Annotated in this window: 22 protein-coding genes; 3 read left to right on the top strand and 19 right to left on the bottom strand. The window is 59.5% G+C overall.

The features are described from left to right. Nucleotides 1–83: 83 nt before the first annotated feature. Both ACR0D6_RS03270 and ACR0D6_RS03265 read left to right on the top strand, forming a co-directional pair. On the top strand, nt 84–1,973 hold the full coding sequence (locus tag ACR0D6_RS03270) for an acyl-CoA synthetase (RefSeq protein WP_480764446.1): 1,890 nt from the start codon (nt 84–86) through the stop codon (nt 1,971–1,973). A gap of 12 nt (nt 1,974–1,985) precedes the next feature. After that, on the top strand, nt 1,986–2,909 hold the full coding sequence (locus ACR0D6_RS03265) for an alpha/beta hydrolase (protein WP_480764445.1): 924 nt from the start codon (nt 1,986–1,988) through the stop codon (nt 2,907–2,909). A 33-nt stretch (nt 2,910–2,942) separates the two neighbouring features. On the opposite strand, the gene ACR0D6_RS03260 is transcribed toward ACR0D6_RS03265, so the two are convergent. The 17 genes from ACR0D6_RS03260 to ACR0D6_RS03180 all read right to left on the bottom strand — a co-directional run bounded on the left by ACR0D6_RS03260 (nt 2,943) and on the right by ACR0D6_RS03180 (nt 22,014). Continuing rightward, on the bottom strand, nt 2,943–3,779 hold the full coding sequence (locus tag ACR0D6_RS03260) for an alkaline phosphatase family protein (protein WP_170650917.1): 837 nt from the start codon (nt 3,777–3,779) through the stop codon (nt 2,943–2,945). Between the two features lie 112 nt (nt 3,780–3,891). Further along, complete coding sequence (locus ACR0D6_RS03255) at nt 3,892–5,103, bottom strand: TsoY family (seleno)protein (protein ID WP_480764444.1); 1,212 nt, start codon at nt 5,101–5,103, stop codon at nt 3,892–3,894. Nucleotides 5,104–5,231: 128 nt separating this feature from the next. Further along, a complete protein-coding gene (locus ACR0D6_RS03250) occupies nt 5,232–6,869 on the bottom strand; it encodes an ABC transporter ATP-binding protein (protein ID WP_170650915.1) in 1,638 nt (545 codons plus the stop codon). Beyond that, nucleotides 6,866–7,681: an ABC transporter permease gene (locus tag ACR0D6_RS03245; RefSeq protein ID WP_170650914.1), complete on the bottom strand. Its 816-nt coding sequence runs from the start codon at nt 7,679–7,681 to the stop codon at nt 6,866–6,868. The genes ACR0D6_RS03250 and ACR0D6_RS03245 overlap by 4 nt, the downstream gene beginning before the upstream one ends. After that, nucleotides 7,678–8,634: an ABC transporter permease gene (locus tag ACR0D6_RS03240; protein ID WP_480764443.1), complete on the bottom strand. Its 957-nt coding sequence runs from the start codon at nt 8,632–8,634 to the stop codon at nt 7,678–7,680. The genes ACR0D6_RS03245 and ACR0D6_RS03240 overlap by 4 nt, the downstream gene beginning before the upstream one ends. Nucleotides 8,635–8,649: 15 nt before the next feature. Beyond that, nucleotides 8,650–10,233: an ABC transporter substrate-binding protein gene (locus ACR0D6_RS03235; protein ID WP_170650912.1), complete on the bottom strand. Its 1,584-nt coding sequence runs from the start codon at nt 10,231–10,233 to the stop codon at nt 8,650–8,652. A gap of 123 nt (nt 10,234–10,356) precedes the next feature. After that, nucleotides 10,357–12,351: a CocE/NonD family hydrolase gene (locus tag ACR0D6_RS03230; protein WP_480764442.1), complete on the bottom strand. Its 1,995-nt coding sequence runs from the start codon at nt 12,349–12,351 to the stop codon at nt 10,357–10,359. A gap of 51 nt (nt 12,352–12,402) precedes the next feature. Next, nucleotides 12,403–13,506, bottom strand: coding sequence for a glycerate kinase type-2 family protein (locus ACR0D6_RS03225; RefSeq protein WP_480764441.1), 1,104 nt, complete (start codon nt 13,504–13,506; stop codon nt 12,403–12,405). Then, entirely contained in the window at nt 13,506–13,943 is a 438-nt protein-coding gene (gene dtd / locus ACR0D6_RS03220; RefSeq protein ID WP_480764440.1) for a D-aminoacyl-tRNA deacylase, read from the bottom strand. The genes ACR0D6_RS03225 and dtd overlap by 1 nt, the downstream gene beginning before the upstream one ends. Further along, nucleotides 13,931–14,848, bottom strand: a complete 918-nt coding sequence (locus ACR0D6_RS03215; protein WP_480764439.1) for a carbohydrate kinase family protein — start codon at nt 14,846–14,848, stop codon at nt 13,931–13,933. Before ACR0D6_RS03215 ends, dtd begins: the two co-directional genes overlap by 13 nt. Next, nucleotides 14,836–15,501, bottom strand: coding sequence for a nitroreductase (locus ACR0D6_RS03210; protein ID WP_480764731.1), 666 nt, complete (start codon nt 15,499–15,501; stop codon nt 14,836–14,838). The genes ACR0D6_RS03215 and ACR0D6_RS03210 overlap by 13 nt, the downstream gene beginning before the upstream one ends. A 112-nt stretch (nt 15,502–15,613) precedes the next feature. Then, the gene (locus ACR0D6_RS03205; protein ID WP_480764438.1) at nt 15,614–16,708 is read right to left on the bottom strand and encodes a TFIIB-type zinc finger domain-containing protein; all 1,095 of its coding nucleotides are present in this window, start codon (nt 16,706–16,708) and stop codon (nt 15,614–15,616) included. Nucleotides 16,709–16,749: 41 nt separating this feature from the next. Beyond that, on the bottom strand, nt 16,750–17,898 hold the full coding sequence (locus ACR0D6_RS03200; RefSeq protein ID WP_480764437.1) for an SPFH domain-containing protein: 1,149 nt from the start codon (nt 17,896–17,898) through the stop codon (nt 16,750–16,752). Nucleotides 17,899–17,921: 23 nt separating this feature from the next. After that, the gene (locus ACR0D6_RS03195; RefSeq protein ID WP_480764730.1) at nt 17,922–18,800 is read right to left on the bottom strand and encodes a DUF2927 domain-containing protein; all 879 of its coding nucleotides are present in this window, start codon (nt 18,798–18,800) and stop codon (nt 17,922–17,924) included. 88 nt (nt 18,801–18,888) lie between these two features. After that, the gene (locus ACR0D6_RS03190; RefSeq protein WP_480448734.1) at nt 18,889–20,079 is read right to left on the bottom strand and encodes a toxic anion resistance protein; all 1,191 of its coding nucleotides are present in this window, start codon (nt 20,077–20,079) and stop codon (nt 18,889–18,891) included. A 29-nt stretch (nt 20,080–20,108) separates the two neighbouring features. After that, on the bottom strand, nt 20,109–21,023 hold the full coding sequence (locus ACR0D6_RS03185) for a 5-bromo-4-chloroindolyl phosphate hydrolysis family protein (RefSeq protein WP_480764436.1): 915 nt from the start codon (nt 21,021–21,023) through the stop codon (nt 20,109–20,111). Between the two features lie 175 nt (nt 21,024–21,198). After that, nucleotides 21,199–22,014: a pseudouridine synthase gene (locus tag ACR0D6_RS03180; protein WP_480764435.1), complete on the bottom strand. Its 816-nt coding sequence runs from the start codon at nt 22,012–22,014 to the stop codon at nt 21,199–21,201. Between the two features lie 61 nt (nt 22,015–22,075). Here ACR0D6_RS03180 and ACR0D6_RS03175 point away from each other — a divergent pair, with 61 nt between their 5' ends. Further along, nucleotides 22,076–22,531: a nucleoside deaminase gene (locus ACR0D6_RS03175; RefSeq protein WP_480764434.1), complete on the top strand. Its 456-nt coding sequence runs from the start codon at nt 22,076–22,078 to the stop codon at nt 22,529–22,531. Nucleotides 22,532–22,573: 42 nt separating this feature from the next. Here the strand turns inward: ACR0D6_RS03175 and ACR0D6_RS03170 are convergent, their stop codons facing one another. Together ACR0D6_RS03170 and ACR0D6_RS03165 are read right to left on the bottom strand one after the other, a co-directional pair. After that, nucleotides 22,574–23,551 (bottom strand): nuclear transport factor 2 family protein, encoded by a 978-nt coding sequence (locus ACR0D6_RS03170; RefSeq protein ID WP_480764433.1) that lies wholly within the window; start codon nt 23,549–23,551, stop codon nt 22,574–22,576. Between the two features lie 12 nt (nt 23,552–23,563). Beyond that, nucleotides 23,564–24,256: a metal-dependent hydrolase gene (locus tag ACR0D6_RS03165; RefSeq protein WP_170650900.1), complete on the bottom strand. Its 693-nt coding sequence runs from the start codon at nt 24,254–24,256 to the stop codon at nt 23,564–23,566. Nucleotides 24,257–24,271: the final 15 nt, after the last annotated feature.

Here is a 24,271-nt window from a genome sequence, read left to right as displayed (position 1 = left end):
TTGCACAGGCGCGGATTTGTTTCCATCTTGGCATGGAACAAAAATGCCTGTGCAGGACACGGGAGAATACGGGGAGGAGCCGCATGGCGTTCGTGGGTTTGGAAGACAAGATACGGGTCGAGCAGGAAATGCCGTGGGAGGATCGGGATGTCCCGGTGACGTTCCATCAGCTTTTGTCGCGCACGGCAGGAAAATTTCCGAACCACAAGGCGATCAGCTTTCAGTTGCTGTCAGGCCCGACCGACAAGGCCGAGACGCTGACCTGGTCCGACCTTTTGGGCAAGGTCAATCAGGCCGCCAACCTGTTCCGCTCGCTGGGTGTGGGCGAAAAGGACGTGGTGGCCTATGTGCTGCCAAACTGTAACGAAACGCTGATCACGATGATGGGCGGTGCGATCGCGGGGATCGTGAACCCGATCAACCCGTTGCTTGAGCCCGAACAGATCGCCGCAATTCTGCGCGAGACTGGGGCGAAGGTCGTGGTCACGCTCAAGTCGTTTCCCAAGACGGATGTTGCGCAGAAGGTGGAAGAGGCGGTGCGCCATGCGCCAAGCGTCAACACGATTCTGGAAATTGATCTGAACCGTTATCTGACGCCTCCCAAATCGTGGCTGGTGCCGTTCCTGCGCCCCAAGATGGGCGACAAAGAGCATCTGGCCCATGCAGATTACAAGAACTTCAATCAGGAACTGGCCAAACAGCCAACGACCCTGACGTTCGAAGACAGCAAAGAGGACCGCGTCGCTTGTTACTTCCATACCGGCGGGACAACCGGGATGCCGAAGGTGGCACAGCACAAGTACTCCGGCCTGATCTACAATGGCTGGTTGGGCAATACGCTGCTGTTTGACGAAAACGACGTCATCATGTGCCCTCTGCCCATGTTCCACGTCTTTGCCGTCCACGTGATCGTCATGGCGGCCGTGTCATCCGGTGCGCATGTGATTTTCCCGACGCCCGCCGGGTATCGCGGCGATGGGGTATTCGACAATTTCTGGAAGCTGATCGAACGCTGGAAGGTCTCGTTCATCATTACGGTGCCGACGGCCATTTCGGCCAAGATGCAGCGGCCCGTGGATGCCGATATCTCGTCGGTGAAAACCGCGTTTTCGGGATCGGCGCCATTGCCGGTGGAACTGTTCAATCGCTTTGAAAAAGCCACTGGCGTCACCATCGTCGAAGGGTATGGCCTGACCGAGGCGACATGTCTTGTGTCGTGCAACCCGGTGGATGGTGAGAAAAAGATCGGCTCGATCGGTATTCCGTTCCCTTATACGGACGTAAAAATCCTGCGGGATGGGCCGGATGGGCCAGCAGAATGTGCCGTGGATGAGATTGGAGAAATCTGCATCTCGAACCCCGGCGTCTATGCGGGCAACACCTATACCGAAGCGGACAAGAACAAGGATCTGTATCACTTTGATTCGTATCTGCGTACCGGCGATCTGGGGCGGTTTGACGAAGATGGGTATCTGTGGATCACGGGCCGCGCCAAGGATCTGATCATTCGCGGCGGTCACAATATCGACCCGGCCGAGATCGAAGAGGCGCTGCTGGGGCACGAAGCCGTGGCGTTTGCCGGGGCGATCGGTCAGCCGGATGCCCATTCCGGAGAGGTTCCCTGCGCCTTTGTCGAACTGGTCGAGGGCGGTAAGACGACCGAGGAAGAGTTGCTGGAATACTGCAAGGTTCACGTCCACGAACGCGCTGCCCAGCCCAAGCACATGACCATCCTGACGGAACTGCCCAAGACTGCCGTCGGCAAGGTGTTCAAGCCGGAGTTGAGAAAACAGGCGATCACCCGAATCTATAACGGTGCCCTTGAAACGGCGGGTGTGTCCGCGCGGGTTGTTTCCGTGATTGACGACAAAAAACGCGGACTTGTCGCGCAGCTTGACGCGAACGGCTCCACCGAGGACGATGTGAACAAGGTGCTGGGATCATTCACCCGGCCTTGGGAATGGGCAGCCTGACCGGGAGGGGCAATGGACTATGAGCGTCTGATCGACGAGGAAACCTGGGCCTTCATCAGGCGGACAGCGGAATGTTATCCCGACGACGCGGTCGGGATGTCCATTGCCGATCAGCGCCGCGTCTATGACAATCTGTGCCGCACGTTCCGGCGGCCCCGTCCGGCCGGTGTCGAAACCGAGGATCTGATGGCGGATGGCGTGCCGGTTCGCATTTACAGTGCCGGTTATCCGACGCGGACCGTGATCTATTTCCATGGCGGTGGCTTTGTGCTGGGCGGTCTGGACAGTCACGACGATGTCTGTGCCGAGATTTGCGCGCAGACCGGGTATCGCGTGGTTGCGGTAGACTACCGGTTGTGCCCCGAAGAGCTTCACCCGGTTCAGTTTCAGGATTGTTGGGCGGCGACGGAATGGGCAGCCGGGGAATTTGGTGATCCGCTGGTTCTGGCTGGTGACAGCGCCGGGGGAAACCTTGCAGCGGCCGTGTCGCACTATGCCAGAGGCCGTTCGGAGCCCATTCTGGGGCAGGTTCTGATTTACCCCGTGCTTGGCGGCGACACCAACGAAGGGTCCTATCTGGAACATGCCCATGCGCCGTTGCTGACACGCGAGGATGTTCTGTATTACGAGAAAATCCGGTGTGGTGGCGAGGTGCCCGAAGGCGATCCGACTTATGCTCCGCTGGCCGATACGGATTTTTCGGGGTTGCCGCACACGGTTGTGGTGACCGCCGATTGCGACCCTCTGAGGGACGACGGAAAAGAGTATTGCGCAAAGATCACCGAAGCCGGAGGTCACGCAAAGTGGATCAACGAAGCGGGTCTTGTGCACGGATACCTGCGCGCGCGCAGTTCGGTGACGCGCGCCGCAGACAGTTTCGAACGCATTTCGGTGGCGATCGAGGCGCTGGGGCAGGGCCTTTGGTCTTATGAGTGATCAGGCCACCTTGGGCGGCCTGATCCTTTCATCTCACTTTAGGAACGATGCGGCCTTCATCGTGTCGGCCACGGGTGCACCCATGCGGTTCAGGATCGTGGGTGCCAGCTGCCGCTGATCGATCACGTAGTCTTCGGCAGGGCCTTCGGCATCCCCAAAGTAGTACAAGGCTGTTTCCTGCTGCAGCGGTCCGCGCCCGCCGTGGTGGCCGCGTTCATCCTGCCCGTGGTCAGCGGTCACGATCACCTCGTACCCCAATTGCCGCCAGCGCGGGATGAACGGCGCCAGCATTTCGTCCGCGACGAAACAGGCATGGTCCATCTCTTGGCAATCGTGAAAGAAACGATGCCCCATGCTGTCCAGCGTACAGGTGTGCAGAATGCCGTAGTCCAGCCCAAAGCGCATGCACAGATTGGTCAGCGTTGCAAAGAGATCGACATCGGATGGTGTCATCTGATTGTCGTGCCCATACCCGGTCATGGAATGAAACCGGCCATGGTTGATCGTCTTGCTGTCCGGCTCGTCATATTCGATGTCGCGGACGTAGTCGAAGGGATGCCGGTTGAAAAACTGTGACCAGTAGCTGTGGGTCACAGCACCGGTGGTACCGCCCGCCTCGCGTACCTGGCTGAATATGTCTTTGTGGCTGAGCCGAAAGACATTGCCGTTGCCGGTGCAGCCGTGTTCTTGCGGGGAAACGCCAGTGTGGATCGACGCATAGCAACTGGCCGAGGTCGATGGCAGCACCGCCTTGAGCTTCCAGACGCGGGCTTCGCCGCTGTCCACCCAGCCTTCGAGATTGCCGAACAGACGGCGAAAGTTGCGCCACGGCACGCCGTCCAGAATGATGAGCAGAAGTTTCTTGTCCATGCGGCGAATCCTTTTGAAGTGTGGACATTCGTGTGCCCTATCTTCATGTCAGAATCCTGAATTGCCACTCGAAAAGCGGGCGGAATGTTCTCCGCCCGACATTTTTGGCGAATTATTCAGCCGGAATGGTTTGGGCTTCCGCCGCAGCTTTGAAATGTTGCCGGTTCAACCGAAGGACAAGAAGAACCATGGCCACCTGCAGGACAAGGGCAATGGCGGTAAAGCCCCAATAGGCCACGCTGAACTTGTCGATGATCTGCGTTCCGACGAGCCCCTTGTTCACGAAGAAGTGGATCATCACGGACAGTGCCACACCGGGGCAGACAAGCGCGTAAGAGCCGGGTGATGTCTTACTGCCGAAGACAAAGTCGTCAAAGTACTTCTGGCGGTTCAGCAGCAGCAGGCCGAGCATGAGAAAGATCAGTTGCACGGTGAGAAGGCGCGTCAGCAGCATGAGCGTTTCCGCCGGGCTGCCATGCACGTCAAAGGCGGCGTGCAGCCCATGATTCTGCCGCAGCATCATGATCCCGAGAACAGTCAGTATGGGCACGATAACCATCAGCGTCGGGCCGGCTTCACGTGCGGTTCCGTGTTGTAACATCGGAGCAAACGCCGTGACCGAGGCGAAGATGGCATACACGATTGCGCTGATCCCGAAGAAACTGGACAGAACCAGCGATGTGCCGACAACTGTCTCGCTGCCGCTCATCGCTGATGGCGCGGACAGACCCACCGCGATCATCGACAGGGCAAACGCGGGCATCAGTTGCGCGAACGAGTTATGGGCCGTCATGTCAAACGTGTCCCCCTCGGCCAGAACCCGGCCCAGGAAGTGACCGATCAACCGGAACGCCCAGACGCCGAGCAGGAAAAAGGCGACCATTGCAGCCGGGAAGAGGTATTCGACAATGTTCCAAAGTCCGGGGACAAAGACCAGTCCCACTATAAAGCCTGCGTTTACCGTCATCGCCGATGCAAGAGGTGCGGCAAGCAGCGCGGTTTCACTGTTGCTGTTCCGAAGCGCCATGTAGGCTTCAGTCTGGCGGAATTGCGAAAGAGCCTGAAAGTTCCAGACCAGCATTTTGACATTGAGAACGACAAAGAAGGCGATGCCTGCCATGGCGACAGCGACGGCGACCTTCAGAGGCAGCGACCCGGTTGCGAATACTTGCAACAGGTCTTCGAAAACCGGTACGGGCTGACCCGGGTGCGGCACCCAAAACATCAGGAACATGAAAAAGGTGACCACCAACCCGCCTGCGCCCAGCGAAGCGAGGAAATACAGCGGTGAGTAGGCGTCGGACGGCCGTTGAACAGCAGGCATTGAAACCTCCATAACAAATTCTAGTTATGGAATGTATAATGTATTCTGAAAATGGAATGTATATGTGCGAAATGACGCAGGCCCACACATATGTGCGGGCCTGACAGCTTAGTGACGGAAATTCTTGTTCAGTTCCCCGCACTCTCCATTTTGCGGTGCGCCACGACCTCTTCCAGCCAGCCAAGATGCATCTCGGGCACCGAGCTGAGCAGAAGGTCGGTATAGTCGTCGAACGGTGGGCTCAGCACCTCCGATTTCGAACCATAGCGGACCACGCGGCCCTGATACATCACGGCAATCGAATCCGAAATGGCACGCACAGTGGCCAGATCGTGGGTGATGAACAGATAGGCCACATCCTCGATCTTTTGCAGATCGAGCAGCAGCTTGAGGATACCGTCCGCCACCAACGGGTCGAGCGCCGATGTCACCTCGTCGCAGATGATCATCTTGGGTTTGGCCGCCAGCGACCGGGCGATACAGACACGCTGTTTCTGACCACCCGACAGTTCCGCCGGATAGCGATCCATGAACTTCTCGCCCAGTTCGATCTCGTCAAGCAGTTCGATGATCCGCTTGCGCTTCTCGGCGCCGCGCATGTTGAAGTAGAACTCCAACGGGCGACCGATGATCGTGCCGACGGTCTGACGCGGGTTCATTGCCACGTCGGCCATCTGATAGATCATCTGCAACTCACGCAGGTCCTCGCGGGTGCGGCCCTTGAGGTCTGGCGACAGCTTACGACCGGCAAAGGTGATCTCACCATCGCGCGGCGGCAGCAGGCCGGTGATCACCCGCGCCAGCGTCGACTTGCCCGAGCCGGATTCACCTACAACCGCCAGCGTCTGCCCCGGGTGGAGCTCGACATTGACGTTGTGCAGCACGTCGAAGTTCAGACCCTTGTAGCGCGCGGTGATACCGTCAACGCTCAGCACCGGTTCCGGTGTGGGTTTCTTTTCTTCGTGCTCGATGGAGCGGACCGAGACAAGCGCCTTGGTGTACTCCTCTTGCGGGTTGTTGATGATCTGATCGGTATTGCCGTATTCGACCGTGTTGCCCATCCGAAGTACCATGATGTCGTCGCTTACCTGCGCAACAACAGCAAGGTCGTGCGTGATATAGAGAGCGGCAACACCGGTATCGGCAATGGCTTCCTTGATGGCCATCAGAACGTCGATCTGAGTGGTCACGTCCAGCGCCGTGGTGGGTTCGTCGAACACAACCAGATCGGGTTCGGGGCACAGCGCCAGCGCCGTCATGCAACGCTGCAACTGACCGCCCGAGACCTGGTGAGGGTAGCGATCACCGATATTGTCCGGATCGGGCAGGCCCAGCTTAGCGAACAGCTCACGCGCGCGGCCTTCGGCCTCTTTGCGCGAGAACTTTTTCTGCTCCACGGCAGCTTCGACCACCTGATCCATGATCTTCTTGGCGGGGTTGAACGATGCAGCGGCGGATTGCGACACATAGGTCACCTCGCCCCCGCGCAGCTTGCGTATATCACCCAGAGAGGTCTTGAGGATATCGCGCCCGTTGACCCAGACCTCGCCGCCGGTGATTTTCACACCACCCCGGCCATAAGCCATCGAGGCCAGACCGATGGTTGATTTCCCGGCTCCGGATTCACCGATCAGCCCCAGCACCTTGCCGGGCGCGAGGTCAAAGCTGACCCCGTGCACGATTTCGATGTCATGGGGTTTCTCACCCGGTGGATAGACGGTCGCGCCGATTTTGAGGTCGCGGACCTTGAGAAGTGGATCGCTCATCCCCGGCCTCCTTTCAGCGATGTGGTACGGTTCAGCACCCAGTCAGCCACAAGGTTGACCGAGATCGCCAGCGTCGCGATGGCCACAGCGGGGTAGAGCGCCGCGCCGATGCCATAGACGATGCCGTCCTTGTTTTCCTTCACGATGCCGCCCCAGTCCGCCAGAGGCGGTTGAACGCCCAGACCCAGGAAGGACAGGGTCGAGACAAACAGAACCATGAAGATGAACCGAAGGCCCAGTTCCGCAACCAGCGGCGACAGGGCGTTGGGCAGGATTTCACGGAAGATGATCCAGATCTGGCCTTCACCGCGCAGCTTGGCGGCTTCGACATAATCCATGACCTCGATATCCACCGCAACGGCGCGGGCCAGACGATAGACGCGTGTGGCGTCCAGCAGGCCCATGACGACGATCAGCACCGGAATGGTCACCGGCACCATGGCCAGAACTACCAGCGCGGTGATCAGCGACGGGATCGACATGATCAGATCGACGGTACGCGACATGACCTGATCTGCCCAGCCACCCAGAACAGCGGCCAGAAAACCAAGGACCGAGCCGGTGACAAAGCTGAGGATCGTTGCCGCCGTGGCGATAAAGATCGTCGTGCGTCCGCCATAGATCATGCGGCTCAGCAGGTCGCGGCCGATATTGTCGGTACCCAGCCAGAACTGAGAGCTGGATGGCTCCCACACATCGCCCACAACCTCGGCCATGCCGTAAGGCGCCAGCAGAGGTGCGAAGATCGCAACGACGAAGTAGATGGCCATGAAGCCCAGACCGATCATTGCAGAGATAGGAATGTTCTTCATTTCGGATGCCTCAGCCTTGGGTTGGCCAGAATGGCAACGATGTCTGCAACCATGTTCAGTCCGATGTAAATAGCGGCGAAGATGACACCGCAGGCCAGAACCACCGGAACGTCACGCTTGGTCACGTGGTCCACCAGGTATTGACCCATGCCGGGATAGACGAACACCACCTCGACCACGACGACACCGACGACCAGATAGGCCAGGTTCAGCATCACCACGTTTACGATGGGTGCGATGGCATTCGGGAAGGCGTGGCGGTAAATGATCTTGAAGTTGTTCAGACCCTTGAGTTCCGCAGTCTCGACATAGGCCGACTGCATCACGTTGAGGATCGCGGCGCGTGTCATGCGCATCATATGCGCCAGAACGACCATGGTCAGAACGATGACGGGAAGTGCGATCGCGTTAAGCTTTTGCCCCAGTGACATGCTGTCGTTGATCATTGCCAGCGGTGAGAACATGCCCATTTTCACGGCGATGAAATAGACCAGCACATAACCCAGCAGGAATTCCGGGATCGAGATCGTTGTGAGTGTAACGGCCGAGATCAGCTTGTCCGGCCAGCGGTTGCGGTAGCGCACAGCAAGCAGGCCAAGGAAGATCGCCAGCGGAACCGAAACAATGGCAGCCCAGAACGCGAGGAAAAGCGTATTACCAAGGCGAGAGCCCACAGAGTCGGCGATATCCAGTTTGTTTGTAAGAGACTGACCCAAATCACCCTGGACAAGGCCACCCAGCCATTCGGCATAGCGGGTCAGGGCGGGACGGTTCAGGCCCATTTCCTCGCGCAGGTTGGCAAGGGATTCGGGGGTTGCGGATTGTCCCAGGACGGCTTGCGCTGCGTCTCCGGGAAGCGCTTCGGTCAGGCCGAAAATCAGGGCCGAGGCGCCAAAGAGAAGCAGGAATCCCAGCGCGAGGCGCTGGGAAACCAGTTTGATGATTGGATGCATATCAGATGAACCGTATCACGCGAACCACAGTTTGCGCGAAACCTGACCGTTCATCATCTCGCCGTTCGGGTCAGTTTCCCAGCCGTCCAGCTGGTTGCTGACCGCATCGACGAAGTCGTTGAACATCGGGCAGATCAGGCCACCGTTGTCGCGCAGCATCATACCCATCTGCGAGTAGATTGTCTTGCGCTTGGCCGGGTCCAGTTCGGCGCGGGCTGCGAACAGCAGGTCGTCGAACTCTTTGACCTTGAACCGGGTGTCGTTCCAGTCTGCGGTCGAGAGATACGCGGTTGCATACATCTGGTCCTGTACCGGTCGGCCACCCCAGTACGAGCAGCAGAACGGCTCTTTGTTCCAGACCTCGGACCAGTAACCGTCGTTCGGCTCGCGCTTGATTTCCAGCGGAATTCCGGCCTGCGCCGCTGTCTGCTGGAACAGGGCCGCTGCATCGACGGCACCCGGGAAGGCACCATCCGCGGTACGCAGAATGATCGGCGATCCATCGTGGCCCGAGTTTTTGTAGTGTTCAGCTGCTTTTTCGAGGCTGAATTCACGCTGTGGGATGGTTTCATCAAACAGCGGATATGCAGCGTTGATCGGCATGTCGTTCCCGACCGAGCCATAGCCGCGCAGGATTTTCTCGACCTGCTCTTCGCGGTTCATCGCGTATTTCAGGGCCAGACGCAGTTCGTTGTTGTCGAACGGCGCGGTGTCCACATGCATGATGAAGACATAGTGCCCCCGGCCCGGTGTGGACTGAACGGTCAGCGTTGGTGCACGGCTCAGCAGATCTGCAACCTTGGGTTCGATCCGGTTCGCAAGTTGCACCTGACCCGACTGAAGGGCTGCTGTACGGGCAGTTGCGTCGTTGATGACGACGTTTTCGACGCTGTCGAAATGACCGTCATCTTTCCAGTAGTTTTCGAACTTGCTGAACAGGTGACGTACGCCCGGCTCATCAACTTCCAGCTTGTATGGGCCTGTGCCGATACCCGCAGCAGGATTGTCCATGCCACCATCAGGCTGAATGATCAGGTGATAGTCAGCCATCAGATAGGGCAGGTCGGCGTTCGGCTCGGTCAGTGTGACCTGGAAGTTGCTGCCATCGGCCTTCATCGACTCGATGCCCTTCATGATGCCAAGGGCACCAGACTTGGAGTCTTCGTTCGAGTGGCGTTCCATGGTTTTCAGCACGTCTTCGCTGGTCATGGTTTTGCCGTTGTGGAATTCGACGCCATCACGCAGCTTGAAGGTCCAGACCTTCGCGTCGGCGCTGCCTTCCACGCTTTCGGCCAGACGTGCTTCGATGGTTCCGTCCGGTGCAACTTCGACCAGTGTGTCGCCGAAGTGGCGGCCGTTCATGTATGGGACCGAGCTTGCATAGGTTGCCGGGTCCAGCGAGTTTGTAGACTCACCGCCCTGCAGACCCAGTTTCAGGTCGCCGCCCTTTTTGGGGCCGGCCGCGCGGGCTGCGCCCGAGAACATGGTGCTGGCGACGGCTGCAGAAACGCCCAGAGCCGCGGCTTTCCCCATGAATTCGCGGCGGGTCATCTTTCCGGCGGTCACCTGTTTGGTCATGTGAGTGAGTTGTTCGTTCATTGGATTCTCCCAGTTGAATTCTTCCTCTGCCTTGGCGGCAGTTTTTGTTGACGCATGAGTCAATGTAGGGTCATTTCCGCTTCCCGGGCAAGGACTAATCGCGGCCTTTCCCGGCAAGCGGCGTTACACATTTTTGCGGGGTATTTGGTCTTCCTCTTCGCGGAAATAGATTTCTCTTTCATTTTCATATGCATGAATGGTCACACGCAGATGAAAGTTTTCACGGTCCGATCGCATCTCGCAACCGGTTTCAGTGCGCAATTTGACCCCATTCCGGTGCATCTCCTGAGTCCAATGACAGGAACCTTGGGCCGAGAGCGGATCGTCAGGGTGGATCGACCATCGTTCACGCGCGATCCCGCCGCTGACAAGGCCGTGCGCACTGTCGCGGACCAGACCAAAATCGTCTTCGATCACCAGTGAAACCTCACCCGTGGTCTGGTCGGTTTCCGTGCGCCGGACATGAGCCTCGGGCCGCAACGTTTCGATCTGCCATGGCGCTTCGGCGTCGGGCAGGGAGAACACATATTCATCGGCATCATCCGACGGGCGGAGCGGCACCGCGATCCCTCCACCCGAAAGGTGCAGCTGGGCAGTTTCCGGGGAGGGCCAGACCAGCGGCCAGTAGGCGCTCGAGATAGCGACACGCAGGCGGTGCCCCTTGGGTACGCGATAGGCGATATGATCCAGGTCCAGCGTAACTTCGTAGCTTTGCCCGGGTGTCAGCGGTTGCGGGTCTTGATGGCTGTCCCGATGGGTCAGGTTCAGCACGCCATAGGTGATCCGGGTCGACGCGCCATCAGGATGCACGTGATTGAGCCGCACGGCAATCTGCGCCTGAGGCTTGTCGCTGCTCAGCTGCAATTTCAGCCGGGGCGCACCGACGATATCCATATCCTGCGGCAGAGGCTGGCCGTCCACGCAGACCGACAGGGCATCGTCCGCGCGCTGATCTCCGGGTAATTCGGGGCCCAGCCAGATGGCGCAGTATTCTCCGCCTTCCATGCCGCAGTGATGTGGCGAGCACACGATTGCGTCCAGCGGTTCAGTGCCGCCAAGGCCGTCATTGCAGAGCGTCAATGTCTGCGTTTGCAGATGCGTGGTGGCGCCTTTTGCCTCGGCAATCCAACGGCCGGGGCGTTTGGTGTACCAGCGGGCTGGCCGAACGCCATCCATCAGATATGCGCGATAATCCGGGTCGCCGGTTACGCCGGTGTCGTGGCCCTTAAGCCAGTGATCCCACCAGCGCAGTGCCTCTTGCAGAAAGCCGATGCGCGGTTCGGGGACAGCAAAGTGGGGATATTTGTGAACCCATGGTCCGTTGATGCCTTTGACCGGTGCATCCAGACTTTCAACCAGCAGCGGCACCGTGTTCTTGTAGGCATCACCCCATCCACCAATGGCAAGGGTGGCTGCCTTGATTGCGCTGAAATCCTCGCAAACCGAGCCGTGTTGCCAATAGGCATCGCGCGTCTGGTGACGCAGCCATACGGACGGCAGGAAGGGTTCGTTCTTCAGGCGCTCCAGCCACAGCTCGCGCCAGTTTTGCCTGAGGTCCGGATCAGGCGCGCGCGAGGAATAAGACCACATGGTCGCGCCCCAACCGAGGTTTTCGTTCAGCAGGCAGCCGCCCTTGTAGTGGATGTCGTCAGCATATCTGTCCGCTGTCGAGCATAACGTGATGATCGCCTTCAGCGCCTCGGGCTGCATCGCCGCGACCTGAAGCGAATTGAAACCACCCCAGCTGATGCCCATCATTCCGACGTTGCCGGTGCACCAGTCCTGCGCGGCAAGCCACTCGATCACCTCGACTGCGTCATCAAGTTCCTGCTGGGTGTATTCGTCCTCCATCAGCCCTTCGCTGTCGCCGTTGCCGCGCATGTCAACGCGGATGCAGGCATATCCCCGTTTGGCAAACCACGGATGGGTCAGGGCATCGCGTGCTGTGGTGCCATCACGCTTGCGATAAGGCAGGTACTCCAGAATGGCCGGGACCGGATCATCAGGGGCATCTACAGGCCGCCATACGCGCGCGGACAGGCGGCAGCCATCCGATAGCCGGATGCCGAGATCTGGTATTTCCTCAATATCCCGAAGGGCGTTTGGAACACGCGTCATGCGGCGAGTTTCGGTGCCTTGGCGATCAGGTTGTAGGGGAGAAGCGACAAATCATTCCCTGATTGCGACGAGAAGGTCCATGACGTTGGTGCCGGTTGGCCCCGTCACCAACAGCGCGCCCTTCTTGTCCAGGAAACTGCCGCTGTCAGCAGCGGCCAGTGCGCGCTCGGCATCGTCGTCCCAGGTGGTGCCGTCCACGATGGCCCCGGCGGCGTCGGTCGGCCCATCGGTCCCGTCGGTTCCGCCGACCACCAAGGTCAACCCGTCGCAGCCCCGGATTTCGCGGGCAAGCGCCAGACCCAGCGCCTGATTGCGTCCGCCGCGTCCGGGCTGGTCGGGCAGCACAACGGTTGGTTCACCGCCAAACACCATGACACCCCGAGGCATTTCCCGCAGACGCGCGCCCAGTTTGCCGGCAACCGCAAGGTAATCGTCGTGCATGGCTTCTTCGTTGGCGATGACCTCAAGACCTGCCTGCTGACCTGCGTCCTTGGCCGCATTGCGTGCGTGCATATTGGACGCGACGATGCGCGCCGTTGCCGCGAAAAGAGGATCGGCCGGGATTGCGCCGATACCCGAGCCAATCACGTTCAGATCGTCGCCCGGTACGTCAGAGATGGCCAGAACGGTTGCACAGCCTCCGGAAAATTCGGACAACAATCGCCCGCCCTTGATCCGGGAAATCAACCGCCGTTGCGCGTTCATGGCATGAATATCCAGCCCTTGCGACAACAGTCTGCGATTGAGGACTTCCAGATCCTCCAGCGTCTTGCCGTCTTCCAGATCTTCGGCCAGCGAAGAGGCTCCGCCCGAAACCAGCAGCAGCAGATGCGATCCGGATTCCATACCCGACACTGCCGCCCGCAACGCGCGGCCTCCGGTCAGGCTGCGGGCATCCGGGACCGGGTGCGAGGCTTCGATCAATGTCACATGATCGGGCAAACCTTCGCCGTGGCCATCCTTGGTCACGACCAGACAGGGCAACGTGCCGAACCGGTCCAGTGCGGCCCGTGCCATTGCGCCCGCTGCCTTGCCAACGGCGATAATCTGATCCGGTCGCTCTGCGTTTTCCAGCGCAGAGGCTGTCGCGCGATAGCCTCCAACGGCATCAACGCCGGATTTCCAGATGTCGATTGCTGTCTGTCTTTGGTTCATCAGCTTTCCAAACAGATTGTGACCGGGCCATCATTGATGAGTTCCACTTGCATATCAGCTCCGAACTGGCCGGTCTCGACCGGAATGCCCTGCGCTGCCAACTGTCGCACGAAACGCTTGTAAAGCCGCTGGCCCTCTGCGGGCGGTGCCGCGTTGGAATAGCCGGGCCGGTTGCCGCGCGAGGTATCGGCCGCCAGCGTGAACTGGCTGATGACAAGGGCCGATCCCTGTATATCCAGAACGGACCGGTTCATCTTGCCCGCCTCATCCTTGAAAATGCGCAGCCGGGCGATTTTCGCGGCAAGCTGATCGGCCTTCGTTTCGCTGTCTTCCTGCATCGCGCAGACAAGGATCATCAATCCCGGCCCTGTTTGTCCGATGACCGCACCATCAACCGTGACCGAGGCCCGGGCGACACGCTGAACTACTGCGCGCATAAGACTTCCTCTGTTGTGGGGGCATCCGCCCCGGACCGCGTTACGCTGATGCTGGCCGCGGTGATGCCGAAACTGACCGCGTCTGTAAGGGCTTGTTCATTCAATTTCAGGGGCGTGTTCAACAATCCATTCCGATAGAGGAAAGACAGAAACCCGGCGTTGAAGATATCGCCTGCCCCCACGGTATCGCGCACGTCGCGAACGGGGGCCGGAACCGCGAAATCGATCGCGCCCAGCTTTGCCTTTGCGCCCTGTGCCCCGCAGGTTTGCAGCAGCAGCTGATTGTCGCGCAGCGGGGGGAGGGGGCCCAACCACTCCAGATCTTCATCTGAAACCTTGATGACGTCAGCCAATTTTGCCATTCGTTCAAGCCGCGCGCGGTAGGGTCCGGGATCGCTGACAAGGCCGCCGCGTATGTTCAGGTCCAGCCAGATCAGCCTGTCGTTGTTCGATGCGGCCAGCGCCTCGAACTCGTCTGCACCCGGGGCGTGAATCAGGCTGATCCCGCCAAAGACCAGAGCCTGTACTGACTGGGGCAGGGGTGGCAGCATTCCGCGTTGCAGGGCGCGGCCAGCCGTTCCTTCATCATAAAGGTCAAACCTTGTTCCGTCGGTTAGCGGATGCGCCAGTGCCACCGTCGCCGAAGCATCGGAGGAAACGGCACCGTTCAGATTAACGCCTTCGGTATAGAGATGCGTTCTCAGCATCGTTCCCATCGGGTCAGTCGACAGTGTTCCGACAAATCCCGATGGCGTTCCAAGCCGCGCCAGTGCGACCGCAGTGTTGACGGCTGCGCCGCCGGGAACCGGGCGGAAGCCGGTTCCGCCTTCGGCAAGCTCTGCGGGCACAAGGTCGGCAACCGCCTCGCCGCAGCACAAAATGACCGGGTCTGTCAGCCTTTCCAAGTCACGACCTCATCCAGCCCGGCACGATCCGTACGGAACGTATTGGCCGGGTGCTGTGCGTCAGGATAGCCAAAGGATATGGCGCACAGGATCAAACGGTCTTCGGGAATGTCGAAATACCGGTGCAGAAACGGCCCATAAGACGCAACGGCCGCTTGAGGGATGGTTGCTATGCCAAGCGCCTGTGCCGCCAGCGTGAACGCGGTTACGAAGCCGCCGCAATCCATGGCGCCATATGATCCCAGCTCGGCGGGGCTGGAAATGATCGCGCAATGCGGTGCGCCGAACAGCGAAAAGTTCTGCATCATTTGACGGGCAGACCCGGCGCGGTCGCCTTTTTCGACGCCCACCGCCTCGTACAGCGCCCAGCCACAGGCGCGGCGGCGATCCTGATAAACGCCCGAATAAGACGTTGGAAACGGCAGATCAGGGGATGGAGAGCCATTTATTGCTTCGTCCAGCAGGGCCGCGCGAAACGCATCCGTTTCCGCGCCGCTGGTGACGTGAACGTGCCACGGCTGGGCGTTACACCAGCTTGGAACGCGGATTGCACTGTTTACGATGCTCTCGATGTCTGCTCTGGGAACCTGATCTGAAGAGAAGGCGCGGCACGAGTGCCGGTCATTCAAAAGCTGGTTCAGACTATTCAGCATCACTCTGGTTCCTCCCACGCGAACGCGCGGCAGGATGTCGTTCACCGGCGCGATGTGCAAGAGGTCCGCGGCGGAAAAATCGTGGTGGAAAGTGGTTTCCGGTATTCGGACGCTATTGCTGTCCTGTAGCCGCAAGGTATCCGATTCCAGCTGCAACAAGCAGACCAAAGAAAACGGCAATGGTGATCTTGATCGCCGACCAGGGCCGTTCGCCCTGTACCCGTCCGGTTCTTCCGTTGATGACAAACCGATAGGTCTGGCCCCGGTACTTATATGCTGCCATCCATATCGGCAGAAGAATATGCTTGAATGTCACGTTGCTGACGTCGGTATCGATGGCATGAATACGCTGCCGGTCCCCGCCGATATCAAACCGCACGTCCCGTTCGATCACGCGGGCCATATGGACGCGCGCCTGCTTGTGCCCTTCGTTCAGATCGACGGTATAGGCCTCGGCCCGGAAACCGGCGAGGTATTCAGGCTGATACGGCTCCAGCGCAGGCAGGTCCCACGGTTCCAAGGCATCGGTGTACTTTTTTGGCAGCGAGCGCGAAGCCAGAACCAGAACATCGTCAAAGAACCGCGACACGCGGCCTGATTTTGGTGACCAGCGGATTTTCGGAACCTGCTGCTGCACCCGTTTCCCGTCCTGCATTACAGTCCGGGTTTCGTAATAGATCACGCCCCGTTCACCGCGATAACTGGATCGGGTATCCGCGTCGAATGTCCAGTAGGGAACATAGATGCCCTGCATCCTTCGCCCCTTGCGGGCATAATCCTTCAGCCCGTTTGGGGCGAACCACAGACGGCCAAGCCAGTCACTCATGGCTTTGTGGGCCGAACGCTCGTCCAGTGCGAAGGGCAAAACACCCCGTGGTTTGATATGCCGGTTAATGCCCGTATCCGTGACCACAGGAGTGGCGCAGAACGGGCATTCCGCCGCGTGCGTGTCCGGATCAAATTCGATCTGCGCCGCGCAGTTGGGGCAGGAAAGAACGCGCGTTTCCTCGATTTCGCTTTCCGGCAACTTGTCCGCGATTGCCGCGTCGAAATCCAGTTCGCGCAGGTTTGCGCCCCCCCATGGGCCGGACCCGATCGGTTCGGAATGGCCGCAATGGACGCAAGTCAGCGTTCCGTCGCCCGGGTTGAACCGATAGTCCGCGCCGCATTGTTCGCAAGGGAACCGGTGTTCGCTGTTGGTGGTCACGGCCTCTCCTCAATCTGATCTGGCATGGGCTGCGGCCAAGGTCACGCTCCGGGCGGTGGGGGCGGCAGGATCGTGAACAGTTGCGCCAGTTCCTGAACGTCCCCGGCCTTTTTCCAGCCGTCCTGACCGGCGGTCCAGACAAAGGACTCGCGCGTGATCTCACCCTCTGCCGCCATGCGACCCATTTTGGCTTTTGAGAACGGTCCGCTGGTCTGACCGTCGACAGCAATATGCCACACATGCTCGACCGGGGGCGGAGGGGGCGGTGCCACATGCGCTGTCGGCTGCGGGGCAGCGGGCGCTGGTGCGCCCCACGGGCCGCTCGGCAGACCCGCTGCCATGTTGCCCATCTGCTGCGCCATGGCCATGCCCATCCCCATGCCAAGCCCTGCGCCCATGCCGCCGCCCTGTCCGGGGTTGTTGGCGGCTGCGGTCATGGCTTCGGCAGCCGAATACTGGGTGAACTTGCCCAGATCACCGGCAAGCCCCATCGAGGTCCGCTTGTCCAGCGCCGCCTCGACAGCGGGCGGGAGCGAGATGTTTTCAATGTAGAATTCCGGCATTTCCAACCCGTACCCATCCAGGACGGGCGAGACCTCGGCCGCGATCAGCTTGCCCAGATCGGCGGTATTTGCGGCCATGTCCAGAACCGGTATGCCCGACGCGGCGATGACGCGGCTGAATTCCTGTACGATGATATTTCGGATCTGAAAGCTGATCTCATCCATGGTAAATTCGCCATCGGTTCCGACGATTTCGACGAGGAACCGCGCCGGGTCTTTCACGCGGATCGTATAGGTGCCATAGGCGCGAATGCGGGTTGGCCCGAATTCGGGATCACGCAGCATGATGGGGTTCTTGGTGCCCCACTTCAGGTCGTTGAACCGGGTCGTGTTGACGAAATAGATTTCGGATTTGAACGGCGACTGGAATCCGTGATCCCAGTGCTGCAGCGTCGTCATGATCGGCATGTTGTTGGTTTCGAGCATGTAGAGGCCCGGCGTGAACACATCCGCCAATTGCCCCTCGTGCACAAAGACCGCCGACTGCCCTTCGCGCACCGTCAGTTTGGCGCCGTACTTGATCTCGTGGCCCTCACGCTCGAACCGCCAGACCATGGTGTCGCGGGTGTCATCCACCCAATGAATGACATCAATGAATTCTCCGGTCAGAAAATCGAAAATTCCCATTGGATTTCTCCTGTCTTATTGGGTCAGAGCGACTGGCCCATCAATTCACGTGCGATGATCCGGGTTACCGGTCGGGCCTGATCGGCGGTCATGCCGGGTTTGAGGCGCGGATCGTAAAGCATTGTCAGCAGTTTCTCGTCATGGCTTGTCAAAAGGGCGAATTCGTCATCGTCATTGAAGATCGAAGGACGCGCCGCGGGACTGTCGTTTGGCAAGCCCAGACCTTGTGCGATTTCTTCATGAATGCAGCTGAGGCGCACCAGGTCTGGATGTTCTGCCCGAACCAAGGCCACCGCGCGCGCGTATTCATTGGGCGACCCCTGGCTGGCCGAGGCAAAGACAAAGCAGTAAAAGGAGCGTGGCAGTTTGTCGAACAGATCAAGCTGCGCCTGACCGATGTTCGGAATCAGCTGCCTCAGCCGGTTCTGAACGAATTCAGTGTCATCCTCGCCCGCGACGAAGATGTGAAAATTTGCGTTGCGGCTGACGGTTGAAATCGGATGATCGGTCAACTTCGCCAGACGCAGGCTGTAATTTTCGATTTTGGCCCTGTCCTCGCTGCGTGTCTCCAGCGGGACAGAGGGGCCGAATTCCGCGCTGACCCGCACGGGGCCTGTCCACCGGCTCAGCTGGCCGCTTGTCCGGCGGCTGCCTGCGGATACGGCCTGTCCGGGATATTCGCTGTAAAAGGCGATGGTTTCGAAGTTGCGGACAAGGTCGCTGGCATCATACGGCGTGTCGGGGCCGCCGCCATCTGTGCGCAGCAGGCCGCGCGTCAGCAAATCGTTCTGCACCTTTTCGTAGTAACGGGCCAGATCAACACTTGCCGCAGAGGGCTCGATGTACAAATCCTCGGTGGCAATGGCGGGCGTCGGGCGCGCTTGTGGAACGAGTGATGCCATATCGGCCGTATCGCAGTTGGCCAGCACCAACAACGACACAACTGCCACGACATGCCGCAAGTGTTTCACCGATTCCACCCGCAAGTCGTCAACCCGGAACAGCCGTTCCGGCGGTATCGCCCAGCCCGTCCTGCCGCGCCTTGGCCGAGGCCAGCGTGTCGCGCAGTTCGGCTTCCATTTTCTTCAGATCTTCTTCTGCCGCCGCGCGTTTGGCCTTGCCTTCGTCGGCGATCTGCAGGCTTTCCTGAATGGTTCCGATCAGATCCGCATTGGCCTGTTTGACCGCTTCGATGTCGAACACGCCGCGCTCCATCTCTTCGCGGATCATCTTGTTGGATTGCCGCAGGTTGGCCGCGTTCGATGTCAGCAATTCGTTTGTCAGGTCATTGGCGTCACGCACGGCAGAGGCGGCCTCGGCACTGCGTTGGATCGTGACGGCCTGCGCCAGCTGCGTTTCCCAGAGAGGGACGGTATTGACCAGTGTCGAGTTGATCTTGGTCACCAGTGACTTGTCGTTTTCCTGAACCAGACGGATCGAGGGAAGCGACTGCATCGTGACCTGACGGGTCAGTTTCAGGTCGTGCACCCGACGTTCCAGATCGTCGCGCGCCGCGCGCAGATCGCGCAGCTCCTGCGCTTTCATCACCTGCTCTTCTTCGGGCACGGCCTGAACCTCGGCCTCTTTTTCGGGAATATCGTGGCTGTCCAGTTCGGTCAGCTTTTCCTCGCCCGCAGCGATGTAAAGCGCCAGTTCGTCATAGAACTGGAGCGTTTTTTCATACAGCAGATCAAGCGACTTGATGTCCTTGAGCAGCGTATGCTCATGCCCCAGAAGATCGTCGGTAATCCGGTCGATCTGCCCCTGCACGTCTTCGTACTGTGCCGTGAACTTGGCAAAAGGCGCAGCTTTGCCGAGTAGCTTTTCCCACCAGCTGCGCTCGCGCCGGACATCCAGCTCACTTACCGAAAACCCGCGGATCGTCGTCACGATGTTGCGCAGGCTGTCACCCGCGGGGCCCACATCCTTGTTGCGCACATCCGCCAGCATGGCCTGACTGATTTCCTGCAATTCCGCCTGCGCGGACGAGCCGAAGGACACGATCGAATTCGTGTTGTCCATGTCGATCTCATTCATGCGCTTGCGTATTTCGGCACTGACGGGATCATCCGCCTCTTCCAAAGAAATGATCTGCGACTGCGGTTCCGGTAGGGCCACTGCAGTTACTTCCTGAACCAGCGTTTCCGCTTCCACTGCCTTGTTCTTGATTTCATCAGACATGAAAATAGTCCTCGCTCAAAAATGGCCGGTCAATCCAACCGGACGCCTTCGCGTTGCAGCCGTTCGCGCAACACATCAATTTCAACAGTCAGATCACTGCGATCATCCAAAAGCATCTTACGGGTACGGGCCGCGAAATTCTGTTCAAGATCATCCAGCAAAGCGGTGTAATCCGCCAGAGCCTGCGCATCGCGGGTGCGCGCATAGACGTCGGCGAACTTAACCGTCGCGTCACGGGCACCCTGCAGGTACACCGTCAGGTACTTTCGCGCACCGGCCAGATCGCGGGGGTCTTCCTCGACCGTGCGAAACAACTCGCGCGCGGTATTTTGAAATCGTTCGACCCGGGCTTCGATCCGCCGGTCACCCGCACGCGCAATGGCATCGGACATTTCCGTCAGGCTTGCTTCGGCATCATCCACCACGCGGGCGACGCGGTCCTGCTGAAATGTGTCAATGCCTTCCATTCCCTTGTCTTTGAGGGGGTCGATACCGAAAGAGACGGAATGAAGTACGGCCGTGACCACGCCAAAAAGAACCGGAGCCAGCAGGCTGACCTGCGCAGCAGCTTCGGTGTCGAGGTATTCATTGCGATACGCCGCCAGAGCGATACCCAATCCCGTCAGGGCACTTGCAAAAATCTTGCGGGGGATCGCCGGTCGTCTGGCTGTGCGGCGCGCCTTATAGGCGGCCTCGGCGCGTAACCCCTCGCGCAGCAGCCATGCGGCCAGAGTCAGCATACCCGCCGCGACCAGGCCCAGCGTCATGCCAATGGCGCCATCGTTCAGGGATAGAAACACCAGTGGGATCGCTGGCACGAACATGATATTGGCCCGCGCGCCAGCTGGTTCGACCCGCGCCCCGTCATATTGACCACGCTCGGGCTGATCCCCGGTTTCCGGTTTGTCATCAGGGCTGTATTTTCCGCCGTATCGCTTGGCCACGACCTACAACCCGCCCAACAAGCCGGTGCAAACACCGAACAGCAACACAAGAAGCGCTGCATAGGCAACCTTTTGCACTCCGGTCTGAGACATGGCGCCCCCCAAGCTACCGCATATATTAAGAAACTAATGTATGCCCGTGGTCGGCGCTAGGGGGAAGGTTGCGCAACCGGCGTCACTTGCGAGGTTTTTTGCCTATCGGAGGTCTGTTTCTTTGTGGTCGGGCAGGGCGCTTTGGGGCCTGGTCGGGCTTGTCATCCGTGTCCAGCCCAAGCTGGTCGCGGACGACACGACGGCGGATTTCCTCGACCTCACCGGGCTTCAGGGCACCCAGTTGGAACGGACCGTACGACACACGCAGAAGGCGGTTCACGGACAGACCGATATCTTCCATGGCGCGGCGGATCTCGCGGTTCTTGCCCTCACGCAAGCCCACGGTCAGCCAGGCATTGGCCCCCTGTTGCCGATCCAGCGAGACCGTCATCGGCTGAAACTTTTCCCCGTCTATGACGAGCCCCTTCCGCAGGGGTGCGAAATCCTCGTCTTTGGGGCGTCCGTTGATCCGGACACGGTATTTGCGCAGCCAGCCGGTAGCGGGCAATTCCAGCTTGCGCTTGATGCCGCCATCGTTCGTCAGCAGCAGCAGCCCTTCGGAATTGAGGTCTAGGCGCCCGACACTCATCACCCGGGGCATATCCTCGGGCAGATCGTCGAAAATGGTTTTGCGCCCCTTTTCGTCGCGCGTCGTCGTCACCAACCCGTTGGGTTTGTGATACAGCCACAGGCGCGGAGGTTCGGGTTCGGAAACCAGTTTGCCATCGACGGTGATCCTGTCTTTGGCGGTTACGTTCAGCGCGGGGCTGCTGATGGCCTTGCCATTGACGGTCACGCGGCCCGCTTCAATCATGCGTTCGGCTTCGCGGCGCGAGGCGACGCCCGCGCGGGCCAGAACTTTGGCGATCCGGTCGCCGGGAGGAGGGGTGTTGCTCATCCTGAGGCCATAGCCCATCCCGGCGGCTTGCGAAAGCCGGGATTGTGGGGCAGTCAGAGGCATGGAATTCAGATCGTACATGGAACTGGCACTGGCCGAGGCGCGCGCGGCAGCAGACCGGGGTGAAGTGCCCGTGGGAGCGGTGATCGTGTCCCCGGGTGGTCAGGTCGTGGCCGCAGCGGGAAACCGGACGCGCGAGTTGAATGATCCGACGGCCCACGCGGAAATTGTTGCGATGCGGGCTGCCTGCGCCGCAATCGGGTCTGAACGGCTGCTGGATCATGACCTGTACGTGACGCTGGAACCCTGCGCAATGTGTGCGGGGGCCCTTGCCGCTGCGCGCATCCGGCGCATCTATTACGGGGCTGCCGACCCGAAATCCGGGGGGGTCGATCACGGGGCGCGGGTGTTCAGCCATCCGCAGGCGCACCACAAGCCCGAGGTCTATGACGGTATCTCTGCCAGGGACTGCGAAGCGCTGCTCAAGACATTTTTTGAGGAACGAAGAGGCGACTGAAGCGTTGGACTTGCGGCCGCCTGCGCTGGTGGCTGCGCGTGCCTATGATGGTTTCCACTCCAGACGATAGACCGTTTGTTGCCCACCAAAGCCTTTCAGGTGCACCGGTTTTGCCGGGCCGAAGTGCAGGCCTGCCTCGCTCCCTGCCAAAAGCCGGGTTACGTCCGAGACATGAATTTCATTCGGACCGCTCAGGCCGGTTATGCGCGCGGCCTTGTTTACGACGGTCCCAAAGAAATCTTCTTCCCTTTGAATGACATCCCCTGTGTGGATACCGATCCGCAGCCCAAGCGAAGTGTCTGACGCCGATGCCGCGTTTTTCCGTTGCAGGGATATCGCGGCCTGTATGGCGTCGTGGACAGTCTGAAAAATCGACATGGTTCCGTCGCCAAGAGATTTGACCAGCCGCCCGCGATGTTCGGCAATCGCATCTTCGGTCAGTTTCAGATGATGAAGGATCGTATCGGTCCAGTCACTGTCACCCAATTGCTGGGTGATTTTGGATGAATCGGCGATGTCGGTGAACATGACCGACGCCGTGCCTTCGCGCTGATCCTGTACAAAGCCATCCCGCGCCGCTGCCACAAGTGCGTTAAGGGCCTCATGCTCGGCACCCATCTTTTCCAGATTGGGCGTCGGGTTCGACACGTGCACCTGTATGATTCTCCAGACACCTTCCTCCAGATGCAGAACGAAGGTGAACCGATGCGGGGACGCTTTGCCGTTGGCCGAGAAAGTGATGGTTGCATGACAATGCGCCCAGCCGATGTCGCCGCATTCAAAGGCTTCCAGGCTGTGCTCCTGCCAGTCAAAATCCGGAATTTCCGCGACATGATCGGCAAAACCTTTGCGGAACAACTGACCTGACCATGATTCGTCATCGGCAGACCCCTGATATCGCAGGTGCTCTGACCGTGAGAGCATGTTTGCCAACACGGCGCCGTCGCCGTCCTGAATCGCCTGATTCCATCGGCGCATCACCGCAATCAGCTCGGGCGAGGGCAGAACGGCGTTCGGCATGTCGCGGATGCCTCAGATCTCTATCGGCTGCATGATCTCGGGCTCGATCACGTTTACATCGGGCAGCCCGTCGATCAGCTCTTGCGCCGACTGCGCGAGAATCGGGAAGGTTTTGTAGTGGCAGGGAATGACGGTCTTGAAGTCGAAGTAACGCTTTGCCGCGTAGGCCGTCCCTTTCATGTCCATGGTGAAATGACCGCCGGCAGACAGAATGCCGACATCCGGTTTGTAGTAGTCGCCCATCCACTCCATGTCGGCCATGATATCGGTGTCGCCGGAAACATAGAGCATGTGCCCTTCGGCCGCGATCATGAAGCCGACCTCGGTCCCGCCGGTGCGCAGCCCGTCGGGTGTCGAAAAGGTGGAACTGTGCGATGCAGGAACCATTGAAACCTTGATCCCGTTCAGATCGACAGTGCCGCCCTTGTTGAAACCTACGGTCTCGACCCCTTCGGTTTCGCCCCAGAACCCCATCAGGTCGTACTGACCCACAACGGGGATATCCAGCTTTTTGGCCAGCGGCAGCACGTCCACCACGTGATCGAAATGAGTATGGGTCAGAAGAATATGAGTGGCCCCGGCAACCGCTGCGTCATGCTGATCCTCGGCCAGAGCCGGGTTTCCGGTTAGCCACGGATCGATCAGCAGAACCTGCCCGTCGGCCTCAATTCGAAAGCTGCCATGGCCCAGCCAGATGATATTCATGAAAATCCTCCATTT

The organism is Ruegeria sp. BJ6, assembly GCF_056537885.1.
Note: the sequence above shows the minus strand (reverse complement) of the source record. Positions and strands in the feature narration are given on the sequence as shown.

Bases quoted from the DNA above. Each gene is read 5' to 3' on its own strand.
- ACR0D6_RS03225 (WP_480764441.1), bottom strand. From the start codon at position 13,506: ATGAACCAAAGACAGACAGCAATCGACATCTGGAAATCCGGCGTTGAT.
- ACR0D6_RS03265 (WP_480764445.1), top strand. From the start codon at position 1,986: ATGGACTATGAGCGTCTGATCGACGAGGAAACCTGGGCCTTCATCAGG.
- ACR0D6_RS03210 (WP_480764731.1), bottom strand. From the start codon at position 15,501: ATGCTGAATAGTCTGAACCAGCTTTTGAATGACCGGCACTCGTGCCGC.
- ACR0D6_RS03190 (WP_480448734.1), bottom strand. From the start codon at position 20,079: ATGTCTGATGAAATCAAGAACAAGGCAGTGGAAGCGGAAACGCTGGTT.
- ACR0D6_RS03165 (WP_170650900.1), bottom strand. From the start codon at position 24,256: ATGAATATCATCTGGCTGGGCCATGGCAGCTTTCGAATTGAGGCCGAC.
- ACR0D6_RS03250 (WP_170650915.1), bottom strand. From the start codon at position 6,869: ATGAGCGATCCACTTCTCAAGGTCCGCGACCTCAAAATCGGCGCGACC.
- ACR0D6_RS03270 (WP_480764446.1), top strand. From the start codon at position 84: ATGGCGTTCGTGGGTTTGGAAGACAAGATACGGGTCGAGCAGGAAATG.
- ACR0D6_RS03235 (WP_170650912.1), bottom strand. From the start codon at position 10,233: ATGAACGAACAACTCACTCACATGACCAAACAGGTGACCGCCGGAAAG.
- ACR0D6_RS03195 (WP_480764730.1), bottom strand. From the start codon at position 18,800: ATGGCATCACTCGTTCCACAAGCGCGCCCGACGCCCGCCATTGCCACC.
- ACR0D6_RS03240 (WP_480764443.1), bottom strand. From the start codon at position 8,634: ATGCATCCAATCATCAAACTGGTTTCCCAGCGCCTCGCGCTGGGATTC.
- ACR0D6_RS03175 (WP_480764434.1), top strand. From the start codon at position 22,076: ATGGAATTCAGATCGTACATGGAACTGGCACTGGCCGAGGCGCGCGCG.
- ACR0D6_RS03180 (WP_480764435.1), bottom strand. From the start codon at position 22,014: ATGAGCAACACCCCTCCTCCCGGCGACCGGATCGCCAAAGTTCTGGCC.
- ACR0D6_RS03245 (WP_170650914.1), bottom strand. From the start codon at position 7,681: ATGAAGAACATTCCTATCTCTGCAATGATCGGTCTGGGCTTCATGGCC.
- ACR0D6_RS03170 (WP_480764433.1), bottom strand. From the start codon at position 23,551: ATGCCGAACGCCGTTCTGCCCTCGCCCGAGCTGATTGCGGTGATGCGC.
- dtd (WP_480764440.1), bottom strand. From the start codon at position 13,943: ATGCGCGCAGTAGTTCAGCGTGTCGCCCGGGCCTCGGTCACGGTTGAT.
- ACR0D6_RS03200 (WP_480764437.1), bottom strand. From the start codon at position 17,898: ATGGGAATTTTCGATTTTCTGACCGGAGAATTCATTGATGTCATTCAT.
- ACR0D6_RS03230 (WP_480764442.1), bottom strand. From the start codon at position 12,351: ATGACGCGTGTTCCAAACGCCCTTCGGGATATTGAGGAAATACCAGAT.
- ACR0D6_RS03260 (WP_170650917.1), bottom strand. From the start codon at position 3,779: ATGGACAAGAAACTTCTGCTCATCATTCTGGACGGCGTGCCGTGGCGC.
- ACR0D6_RS03255 (WP_480764444.1), bottom strand. From the start codon at position 5,103: ATGCCTGCTGTTCAACGGCCGTCCGACGCCTACTCACCGCTGTATTTC.